Here is an 8967-nt window from a genome sequence, read left to right as displayed (position 1 = left end):
GCTTGCGTGTACCGGCCCATGCCGTAGAGCGCGTTGGCGAGGTTGTTGCGGCTGGTGAGGGTGTCGGGGTGGTCGGGGCCCAGGACGCGGGTGCGGTTGTCGAGGGTCTGCTGGTGGTGGTCGGCCGCTTGCGTGTACCGGCCCATGCCGTAGAGCGCGTTGGCGAGGTTGTTGCGGCTGGTGAGGGTGTCGGGGTGGTCGGGGCCCAGGACGCGGGTGCGGTCGTCGAGGGTCCGCCGGTGCAGGTCGCCCGCCTGCGCGTACTGGCCCATGCCGTCCAGGGCTCTGGCCAGGCGGTGGCGGCTGGCCAGGCTGTCGGGGTGGTCGGGGCCCAGGACTCGTGTCTGTGCATGGAGGAGGTGCCTGCTCAGCGCATGTGCCGACGCGTAGGCGCCCGCGTCGTACAGCACGTCGGCAAGGCGGTTGACGGTGTCGGCGGCGTCGTCGAGGTCTTGTCGGGTCGTGGTGTGGTCGAACAAGAGCGGGAGGTGAGGGGCGAGAAGGCGGGCGGTGGGCCAGCCGGAGCGTCCGGCGTCGGCGGTGTCGTCAGCGGCCTCGGTCAGCCGCATGACCAGGGCCCGGTGCCAAGCGGTGAGGTCGGAGGTCTCGCCTGTCAGGGCGAGGGCGCTGATCTCCCTCACCAGTGGATGGAGCACCACCTGGGCGGGCGGGGCGTCATCCACCGTCGGCCGCGACCGGGGGGTGGGATCCTCGGGCAGCCCGAGCAGGCCGTAGCGGAACAGCCCCGCCAGGGCGGCCTCGACGCCCGCGACGGTGGCCGACTGTCCTGCAGCGTCGAGGAGGCCGGGGGTGATCAGGGACAGCGGGACGGGGGCCGGCGCCAGCAGGGCCAGCAGCCGCAGCAGCGGGCGGGCCGGCATGTGCCCTTCAGCCGCGAGCTGGTCCAAGGACAGCTCCCAGGTGTGGCGGACGACCGTACGGGCGATGTCCGGGTCGGAGGCATCCGGGTGTTCGGCGCCCAGCAGCGTGCCCAGCTCGGCGTCCAGTGCCTGGCGGTAGCGTTCGAACGTCTGATAGCGGCTGGTGGGGGTGGCCAGGTAGGAGCCGGCCGCGTGCAGGGCCAGCGGAAGCCTGCCCAGGCGCACCGCCAGCTCCTGCGCCTGTGCCTGGGTGCCGGCCCGAGCCGCCACATCCAGCAGCACCCGCCCCGCATCGGGCACGGCCAGCGGCTGCAACGGCAGCAGCCGCGCACACTGCCCCCAGGTCTGTTCGCTGGTGTCCCGGCTGGTGATCAGCAGCAGGCCGCGTCCGTGGGGGCGGATCCAGCCCCGGTAGTGCGCCACCGGCTCACCTTCCGGGTCCACCGTCTGGGGCTCGTCGATGTTGTCCAGCACCAGCAGCCACCGCCGTGCGGAGGCGAGCTGCCGCCACACCACATCCGGCAGACTCTGCAGCCCGGCCCGGGCGGACTCCAGCTCCGTTTCCGGCAGTCCGCAGGCCACCGCCACCCGCGTCATCTGCTGCGCCAGATCCACCGAGTCGCGCCATCGCACCCAGAACACCTGCCAGCCGTCTTCTTCCGCCAGGGCGGCCAGCTGCGCGGCGACCGTGGTCTTGCCCAGCCCGCCGGCCCCGCAGACCACCGCCAGCTCATCCTGCGGTCGGCGCAGCATCCGGGTCAGAACGGCCAGCTCGGGCCCCCGGCCGCGTACCCGCCCCACATGCGGGCGTCGCAGCGACGCGTGGCGGCTTCCGGCCAGCCGGTCCACCAGCACCAGCCGCGCCGCAGGCCCTCCGGTGTCCAGGTGCCGGCCCCACAACAGCAGTCCCACAGCGGCCCCCAGCAGAACCGCGAAGACAGGCCACACCACCCACGGATCGGCGGCCCATCCGGGCACCGAGACACTCGCGTAATTGGTCACCAGCCCGAGGCCCGCCGTCACCAGCGCCGCAGCACCCGTCACCGCGGACCCCGCCCACGCACCCCGCCTGCGCGCCATCCCCACCCCCTCGTCATCCACCACCATGCCTTCACCCGCCACCCGGCAGGACGAGTTCAGGAGCACTCACCGAAGGAGTCCCGGGACGGCCGCCGTGGCGTCTGGGAACACACACGCGAAGACCGCTCTGCCGCCGATGTGACGTTCGGGACCCGTGCACGGACTGCCGAGACGGGAGGCCGTCGGCGACGGGAATCAGGGCCACGGCCCGAAGCACGTACGCCTGCTCGAGGAAGCGTGAGGATCTCGTGAACGCCGTGTCACCGCCGCCGATACGGCCGAAGGTCTGGAGAGGGCGTACGAGGTGAGGGGGGCGGGAACGTGCCGGGACCATCTGGGCCGGGCCGCGCCGAGGGCGAGCTGGATCCGGAGGGCGGGCCGGTGCAGCGGTTCGCCGCCGGGTTGCGTGCGCTGCGCGAGGCCGCGGGCCGGCCCACGTACCGGGAGATGGCCCGCCGGGCGCGGTACGGCGTGACGACGCTGTCGCAGGCGGCGGCGGGCAAGCAGCTGCCCACCCGCGCGGTGACGCTCGCCTACGTGAGGGCGTGCGGCGGGGACCTCGCCGAGTGGGAGCGGCGCTGGCGCGAGGCTTCGGACGAACTGGCCGCCGAGACCGCCGCCGAGGACACCGCCCGGCCGCCCTACCGGGGCCTGACCCGGTTCGAACCAGGCGACGCCGAACTGTTCTTCGGCCGCGACCAGCTCGTGGAGCGGCTCACCGAGCTGAACCGCAAACACCGTTTCACCGCCGTCTTCGGCCCCTCCGGCAGCGGCAAGTCGTCGCTGCTGCGGGCGGGCCTGATCCCCCGGTTGCGGGCGGCCGACGGCGATGACCCGCCGCCCGCGGCCGTACGGATCCTCACCCCCGGCGCGGACCCGCTGCGCACGCACGCCGAGCGGCTGGTGCCCGTACCCGACACCGACGCCGACACCTGGCTGATCGTCGACCAGTTCGAGGAGCTGTACACCCTCGGCGCCGAACCGGCCGACCGGGACGCCTTCATCGACCGGCTCGTCGCCGCCACCGCCGCCGACAGCAGGCTGCGCGTCGTCATCGCCGTGCGGGCCGACTTCCTCGGCCGGTGCGCCGAACACCCCGGTCTCACCGCCGCGTTGCAGGACGCCACGCTGCTCGCCGGGCCCATGAGCCGGGCGGAACTGCGGGAGGCCATCGTCCGCCCGGCCGCCGCGGCCGGACTGATCGTCGAACGCTCCCTGACCGACCGGCTCCTGGACGAGGTCGAGGGCGCCCCCGGCGGACTGCCGCTGATGTCGCACGCCCTGCTGGAGACCTGGCGCCACCGCAGCGGCCGGGCCCTGACCGAGACGGCGTACGAGGCGGCCGGCGGACTGCACGGCGCAGTCGTCCGGACGGCCGAGCAGGTGTACGGGGAACTGACGGCGGAGCAAGCCGAGTTGGCGCGCCGTATCCTGCTGCGTCTCGTCGCGCCCGGCGACGGCACCGCCGACACGCGCCGCCCCACCGACCACGCGGAGTTGGACTTCGGCGATCCCGCTGACACCCGGTTGGTCTTGGAACGGCTGGCCCGGGCCCGCCTGATCACCTTCGACGACGGCACCGCCGACCTCGCCCACGAGGCGCTCATCACCGCCTGGCCCCGGCTGCGCGCCTGGATCGACGCCGAACGCGACCGGCTGCGCGTCCACCGCGCGCTGTCCGAGGCGGCCCGCACCTGGCGGGACCTCGGGCAGGAGAACGCCGCGCTCTACGCCGGCTCCCGGCTGTCCGCCGCCCGCGACGCCTTCCCGGCGGACGCCGCCGCCCCCGGCAGTGACGAACTGACCCCGCTGGAACGGCGGTTCCTCACCGCCTCGCTCCGCCGCCGGCACCGCGCCGCGCTGCTGCGCCGCACGGTCGTGGCCGTACTGGCCGCGCTCGCCCTGCTCGCCACCGGCACCGCGGTCGTCGCCCTCCAGGCCCGCGCGAGCGCGCAAGCCGAACGGGACGACGCCGTGTTCGGGCAGCTCACCGCCGAGGCCGACCGGCTCCGCGACACCAACGCCGGGCCGGCCGCCCGGCTCGACGTGGCCGCGTACCGCATGCGCTCCACGCCGGACCTGCGGACCCGGCTGGCCTCGGACGCGGGCCGGGTCCTGGCCACGCGGCTGCCCGGCCCCGACGGGGTCGGCAGCTCCGTCGCGTACGCGCCCGACGGCCGCACCCTGGCCGCCGGCGGCCACGACGGCACGGTCCGGCTGTGGGACGCCGAAGGCAGGGCCGTGGGCGAACCCCTGCGCCTCGGGACGGACCGGGTCGGCGCGGTCGCCTTCGCCCCGGCGGGCCGCGACCTGCTGGCGGCCACCGGCGAGGGCGGCGTCATCCGCCTGTGGGACGTGCGCGACCGGGAGCACCCGCGCGCCCTCGGCCGCCCGCCGGTGAGCCACGACGGGGAGAACATCGTCTCCGTCGCCTTCGCCCCCGACGGCCGCACGCTGGCCACGGCCGGCGACGACGGCACCGTACGCCTGTGGGACCTGACCGACCCGGCCCGCCCCGCGCCCCTCGGCAAGCCCGCCGCGGCCGACGACTCGGAGGACCGCAGCGTCCGCGCGGTCGCCTTCGCCCCGGACGGGAACACCCTGGCGACGGCGGGCTACGACGGCACCGTCCGGATGTGGCGGTACGGCGGGAACGACGGCATCACACCGCTGGGCGAACCCCTGCGCGCCCACACCGAGCCGGTCTGGACCCTGGCCTTCTCACCCGACGGCCGCACGCTGGCCACCGCCGGCTTCGACGAGACGGTACGGCTGTGGGACGCGTCCGACGCGGACCGGATCAGGCCCCTGGGCGAACCGCTCACCGGGCACACCGCGCCCGTCCTGTCGGTCGCGTTCAGCCCCGACGGAGAGACGCTGGCGAGCGCGGGCGAGGACGACGCGCCCCTGCTGTGGAACGTGGCGAACCCCGCCTATCCCCAGCAGCTCGGGGAGCCGCTGACCGGGCACACGGAGCCCGTGTGGGAGGTGGCCTTCAGCCCCGACGGCCGTACCCTCGCCAGCACCGGCGCCGACGGCGGCGTCCTGCTCTGGCACCGGCCGCCCACGGTCCTCACGGACTTCACCAACCCGGTGACCGCCGTCGCCTACAGCCCCGACGGCCGCCTGCTCGCCGCGGCCAGCACCGACGACGGGCTGGTCCGCCTGTGGGACGTACGCCGCCCGGACCGCCCGCGCCGGCTGCCGCGGACACTCACCCACGAGGACCAGGTGCTGGCCGTCGCCTTCGCACCGGACAGCCGTACGGCGGTCACCGGCTCCGCGGACGGCGCCGTACGCCTGTGGGACGTCTCCACGCCCGACCGCCCCACCCCGCTCGGAGCGCCCCTGCGCGCCCACGACGGGGGAGTCGACGCCGTCGCGTTCGCGCCCGACGGCCGCACCCTGGCCACCGGCGGCGCGGACGACACGGTACGGCTGTGGGACGTACGGCGACCGGGCCGGGCACGGCCGCTCGGCGCACCGCTGCGCGGCCACACGGACGCCGTCACCTCCGTGGCCTTCGCCCGGGACGGCCGCCTCCTGGCCTCCGGCGCCGAGGACGCCACGGCCCGCCTGTGGCACGTGGACGGCGACAGGACACGGGCCCGGCCCGCGGGCGCCGCCCTCACCGGACACGACGAGTCGGTCGAAGCGGTGGCCTTCGCCCCGGACGGCAGGACGCTGGCGACGGGCAGCGACGACCGCACGGTGCGGCTGTGGGACGTACGGGACGTCGAACGGCACGACCGCGCCCGCCCCTTGGGCGAGGAGCTGACCGGACACCGCGCGGCGGTCAGGGCCCTGTCGTTCGCCCCGGACGGCAGGACGCTGGCGACCGGCAGCGGCGACCACACGGTCCGCCTGTGGGACGTGTCCGACCCGGCCCGCGCCGAGCCGGCCGGCCAGGAACTCACCGGCCATCTCGACACCGTCACCACCGTCGCCTTCAGCCCGCGCGGCGACGCCCTCGCCTCCGCCGGCTACGACCTGACGGCCCGGGTGTGGACGCTGGACGAGGACCGCGCGGCGGAGTACGTCTGCGCACACACCGGCGGGGTCCTGACCCGGGCCGACTGGCAGGAGTACCTGCCCCAGCTCGGCTACCGGGAGGCCTGCCGCGAGAGTTAGGGCCTGCCGAACTTCAGTACGGCGCCTTCCTCGTCGTGGGCCACGACGGTCGCCTTGAGGGCGTTGCCGAAGCCGGCCTCGCCGCCCGCGCCGCCGAGTTGCATCACGGTGCCCCCCGACTGGAAGGTGACGGAGTCGTCCGCCACGATGACGTGCACCTTCGTGCCCTTCGCCGTGATGTCCGCCGTGGAGGTCACCAGGATCTCGCACGCGCCGTCCGAGCAGGCCGCGTAGTTCCTGCCGTCCGCCGCCTTCGGCAGCGGGCCGGCGGCCGAGTCCCCCTTCCCCGACGACGCGTCGGGCTTCCAGCCCGGCGCGCAACGCTCGGCCTGCCGGTACGCCGCCGCGAGCCGGGGAACCTTCTTGGTCAGCGCGGGCAGGTCCGGCTCGGGCGGGGTGAGGGACTGGACCCGTTTGTCGACGTCCGCGACAGTGCTCTCGGCGTACTCGAGGCCCACCGCCGGTGACTGGGCTTCGAGCTCGTTCGCGACACTTCTGACCTTCTTCCGCAGGGCGTCGCGCAGCCGGTCGGCCGCGGGAACGCCCGACGGACCGAGGGCCTCCAGGTCGCCGGCCACGGTCTCCACGTCCGCCGGTGTCGCGGAGAGGTAACCGAGAGCGCGTGCGTGGGCGAGCATCCCGGTTTCGTCGTCCGCGTCGCGGATCTCCTTCAGATCCGCGGCGCTCTCCTTCCGCAGGTTCTCGAGCGCCACCGTCGACTCGCACATGTCGCCGACCCACTCCACGAGTTCGGCCGACGGCGACGATGACGGCGACCGGTTCGGCTTCGGCCCGGCCGACGACTTGGCGGCCTGCTCGTCCGTCCCGCCGCCGCATCCACCGACGGCCAGCACCATCCCGGCGACCACGACCGCGACGCCCCTGCTCCTGCCCATCCGACGACCCCTCCTCCGTGCTGCGGCCCTTTCCGGCGAGCCCAGTTCAGCCGGGCACGGATTGTTCGGCCACCCGGTCCGCTGCCCGAACAACGCGGTTCTCGCGTCAGCTCAAGGCGCGTCCGGGGTCCACGCCGCCACCAGCTCCAGCAGTCCGGGGAAGCGGGCGTCGAGGTCGGCCACGCGGACGTGGCTGCGGCGCTCCAGGCCGTACTGGCGCTGGCGGGTGACACCGGCCTCGCGCAGCGCCTTGAAGTGGTGGGTGAGGGAGGACTTGGGGCGGTCGAGGCCGAACCAGCCGCAGGAGTGGTCGAACGCCTCCGACTCCAGGAGGAGCTTGCGCACGATCGTCAGGCGCAGGGGGTCGCTCAGGGCGCCCAGCACCGTCTCCAGGCGCAGCTCCTCGACCGCGGGCTCGGGCAGCGGTTCCGGCAGGTTCTCCGGCTCCGGCAGCACCTTGATGACCGGCACGTCGTGAGCCGTGGCGGACATGGGCAGCTCCCTGTCATCCGAATCGCTTGTACGAGTTTCATCGTACTGCATGCTAGGTTCGAAAAAACTCGTACTGAGCTGACCGGAGGGACCCCCACTCATGTCGGAACGTCAGACCGCGACCCCTGCCCCCACCTGGTGGGTGTGGCTGGCGGCGTGGCCGGTCACGGCCGTCTTCGTGCTGTCCAACGCGGCGACCCCGCTGTACGTGCTGTGGCAGCGCGACATCGGCTTCTCCAAGGGCACCCTGACCGTCGTCTTCGCGTTCTACATCGTCGGCCTGCTCGGCTCGCTGCTCGTCTCGGGCGTGGTCTCGGACCGGCTGGGACGCAAGCCCGTGCTGCTGCCCGCGCTCGCCCTCGCCCTCGCCGCCTGCGCGATCTTCGCGACGGCCACGACCGTCACCGCGCTGCTCGTCGCCCGGCTGTTCTCCGGGATCGCCGTCGGCGCCGTCGTATCCGCGGGCATGGCCGCCGTGACGGACGTGGCGGGCCCGGAGCGCAGGCGGCTGGCCGCGCTGCTCGCCTCCTGCGCGATGGTCTTCGGGGCCGGCCTCGGTCCGCTGCTCGCCGGCCTGCTGTCCGAGACGCTGCCGGCGCCCACGGTGACCGTCTTCGTCGTCGAGGCGGTGCTGCTGGCCACGGCCGTCCTCGCCGTGCTGCGCATGCCCGTACGCCGTCCCGCCGTGCCCGGTGGGGGCGCCTGGGTGCGCGTGCCCGGCGTGCCGCGCGGCCATGGCGTCCCTCTCGCCCTGGGCATCGCGGTGTTCGCCCCCGGCATCACCGCCACCTCCTTCGTGCTGTCGCTCGGCCCCACGCTGCTGACCGAACTGCTCGGCACCACCAGCCGGATCGTCTCCGGAGCCATGGCGTTCGTCATGTTCCTCGCCGCCACCGGCGTCCAGTTCGCCGTGCGGGAGCTGCCCCGGCGCACCGTCCTGACCGCCGGCGCGACCAGCACCGCCCTCGGCATGACCGCGCTGATCACCGCTGTGCACGCCTCGTCCGTCGTCCTGCTCGTCGCCTCCGCCCTGCTCGCCGGGGCCGGCCAGGGCATGGGCCAGCTCGGCGGTCTCTCGCTGCTCAACTCCACCGTCCCGCCGCAGCGCCTCGCCGAGGCCAACGCCGCGCTGAACGTGGGCGGTTACCTCCCCGCGGGTCTCCTGCCGGTGTCCACGGGGTACCTCATGGACGCGGTGGGACTGCCCGCCGGGGCGACCGTCTTCGGCACCGTCCTGACGGGCCTGGCCGTCGTCGGCGCACTCGTCGTCCTCGCGGGCCACCGCCGGGTTCCCGAACCCGCGTGACCGTCCCGGGGGCCCACGTCCGCAGGATTTCCATATTCCGCAAGTGAATTGGGGAAGAGGCCTTTTCGCGCCCCTTTACCTTCTGCCCCTGGTGAATCTCCCGTATTTCGCAAAGGAATTCGAGCAAGGCGAAATCGCGTCAGGCAATGCGATCGCTGATTTCCGGACTTTATGTGCGAGA

The 8967-nt window shown here is 74.2% G+C and carries 5 protein-coding genes; 2 read left to right on the top strand and 3 right to left on the bottom strand.

Going from position 1 to position 8967, the window contains the following annotated elements; all coding sequences use genetic code 11:
• A partial coding sequence (locus ACH4G3_RS12290) for a tetratricopeptide repeat protein (protein ID WP_397624386.1) occupies positions 1-1961 on the bottom strand: 1961 nt, incomplete at its 3' end.
• 321 nt (positions 1962-2282) lie between these two features.
• Between ACH4G3_RS12290 and ACH4G3_RS12285 the strand changes: the two genes are divergently transcribed.
• A complete protein-coding gene (locus ACH4G3_RS12285) occupies positions 2283-6092 on the top strand; it encodes an nSTAND1 domain-containing NTPase (RefSeq protein ID WP_397624385.1) in 3810 nt (1269 codons plus the stop codon).
• Here the strand turns inward: ACH4G3_RS12285 and ACH4G3_RS12280 are convergent.
• Positions 6089-6988, bottom strand: a complete 900-nt coding sequence (locus ACH4G3_RS12280; RefSeq protein WP_397624384.1) for a hypothetical protein — start codon at positions 6986-6988, stop codon at positions 6089-6091. The genes ACH4G3_RS12285 and ACH4G3_RS12280 overlap by 4 nt on opposite strands.
• 111 nt (positions 6989-7099) lie before the next feature.
• Entirely contained in the window at positions 7100-7480 is a 381-nt protein-coding gene (locus ACH4G3_RS12275) for an ArsR/SmtB family transcription factor (protein ID WP_397624383.1), read from the bottom strand.
• Positions 7481-7580: 100 nt separating this feature from the next.
• Here ACH4G3_RS12275 and ACH4G3_RS12270 point away from each other — a divergent pair, with 100 nt between their 5' ends.
• On the top strand, positions 7581-8786 hold the full coding sequence (locus tag ACH4G3_RS12270) for an MFS transporter (RefSeq protein ID WP_397624382.1): 1206 nt from the start codon (positions 7581-7583) through the stop codon (positions 8784-8786).
• Positions 8787-8967 lie beyond the last annotated feature (181 nt).

The sequence above is a fragment of the Streptomyces afghaniensis genome (assembly GCF_044327915.1).
In the GTDB taxonomy this organism is placed as follows: domain Bacteria; phylum Actinomycetota; class Actinomycetes; order Streptomycetales; family Streptomycetaceae; genus Streptomyces; species Streptomyces afghaniensis.
Note: the sequence above shows the minus strand (reverse complement) of the source record. Positions and strands in the feature narration are given on the sequence as shown.

What these genes read in the sequence shown, in the direction of transcription:
- ACH4G3_RS12280 (WP_397624384.1), bottom strand. Translation starts at nt 6,988, where the DNA reads ATGGGCAGGAGCAGGGGCGTCGCGGTCGTGGTCGCCGGGATGGTGCTG.
- ACH4G3_RS12270 (WP_397624382.1), top strand. Translation starts at nt 7,581, where the DNA reads ATGTCGGAACGTCAGACCGCGACCCCTGCCCCCACCTGGTGGGTGTGG.
- ACH4G3_RS12275 (WP_397624383.1), bottom strand. Translation starts at nt 7,480, where the DNA reads ATGTCCGCCACGGCTCACGACGTGCCGGTCATCAAGGTGCTGCCGGAG.